This window comes from Romboutsia sp. 13368, assembly GCF_018336475.1.
Classification (GTDB): Bacteria; Bacillota; Clostridia; order Peptostreptococcales; family Peptostreptococcaceae; genus Romboutsia.
On sequence record NZ_CP048741.1, the window covers coordinates 74,730 to 76,220 of the forward strand.

The 1,491-nt window shown below is 25.2% G+C and carries 3 protein-coding genes; all 3 read left to right on the forward strand.

Annotated elements, in window-relative coordinates; translation table 11 throughout:
* Nucleotides 1–189 precede the first annotated feature (189 nt).
* The gene (locus G3997_RS00395; RefSeq protein WP_296646337.1) at nt 190–546 is read left to right on the forward strand and encodes a GntR family transcriptional regulator; all 357 of its coding nucleotides are present in this window, start codon (nt 190–192) and stop codon (nt 544–546) included.
* Between the two features lie 12 nt (nt 547–558).
* On the forward strand, nt 559–1,122 hold the full coding sequence (locus tag G3997_RS00400) for an ABC transporter ATP-binding protein (RefSeq protein ID WP_330616146.1): 564 nt from the start codon (nt 559–561) through the stop codon (nt 1,120–1,122).
* Nucleotides 1,123–1,244: 122 nt separating this feature from the next.
* A partial coding sequence (locus G3997_RS00405) for a hypothetical protein (RefSeq protein ID WP_296646340.1) occupies nt 1,245–1,491 on the forward strand: 247 nt, incomplete at its 3' end.

The following is a 1,491-nucleotide window of genomic DNA, read 5'->3' on the forward strand; positions in this document are numbered from 1 at the left end:
AGATTATAAAATATTATAAATAAGATTTTAATAAGTAAAAAAGATGTTAGAATAATTAGATTCTAACATCTTTTTTTATATATAACTTACACAAAAYAATTAAAAGTACTTGTATTTATAAGTGTACTATTRATATAATACACTTATAGATGTATTAATGAACTAATACACTGATACGGAGGTGAGAAAATGAATTTTATACCAAATGATAAAGAACCAGTGTACTTACAAATAATAAAATATTTTAAGCAACAAATAGTAATAGGGGAATTTAAGCCAGGGGATATAATACCATCTAGGCGTGAAATGGCAGTAAATATAAAGGTAAATCCAAATACAGTACAAAAAGCCTACAAGGAGATGGAAGATATGGAAATTATAAAAACAGTTAGAAACCATCAAAGTACAATCACTAATGATGAAATACTACTATCAAAATTAAAAGAAGATTTAATAAATCAATCACTAGAAGTATTTATAGAAAATATGAAAGCAATAAAAGTTGAAAAGGAAGAACTTATAAAAATAATAAATGAAAAATACTAGGGGAGAAATATAATGATTGAGGTAAAAAATGTAAGTAAGAAGTACAAAAAAATCAAAGCTCTAGATAACATAAGCTTTAACATACAAGAAGGTAAAATAACTTGTATCTTAGGGACTAATGGAGTAGGTAAATCTACAATACTAAAAGCTATCTCAGGGTTAATTAGAGTAGACAGTGGGGAAATATTTATAGATAAAGAAAAGCTAAATAATAATACCTATAATAAATTGTCTTTTGTACCAGACATAGACACACATTTTACACAACTAACTATAAAAGAAAGCTTTGAATTTATGAAAATCTTCTATAAAAACTGGGATAATAATAAAGCCTATGAAATGTTAGAAATATTTAATTTAACAGAAGATAGACTAATATCTTCACTATCAAAAGGAAATAAAGCCAGAGTAAAAATAATACTTGGATTTGCACAAAATGCAAAATATACATTACTTGATGAACCATTCTCAGGAATAGATATTTTTACAAGGGAGCAGTTTATTGAAATAATAGCAAAATATATGGAAGATAACCAAAGTATAATAATTACTACTCATGAAATAGCAGNNAATTGAATCTATAGTAGATGAAGTTATTTTTATAGAAGCTGGAAAAGTAGTATGTCAATTTAATGCTGAAGAAATTAGAGAAAATCAAGGAATGTCAATTGTAGATAAAATGAGGGAGGTATATAGGGGTGAATAAAATACTAGCTTTATATGATTTAGAGTTTAAAAGGATATATAAATTATATTTTAGTGCAATAATATCATATATATTTTTAAGTTTATTAGGAGTATTAGCACAATTATATAATGCAGCATCAAATATAGCTATTAATATTGGTAGTAAAACTAGTCTTAGCTTATTATCAAAAGTTTCAGCTGCTAGAATGATTAGAGAAACTACAATATATGGAATATACAACTTTAATGCAATAGCAT

What these genes read in the sequence shown, in the direction of transcription:
- G3997_RS00395 (WP_296646337.1), top strand. Translation starts at nt 190, where the DNA reads ATGAATTTTATACCAAATGATAAAGAACCAGTGTACTTACAAATAATA.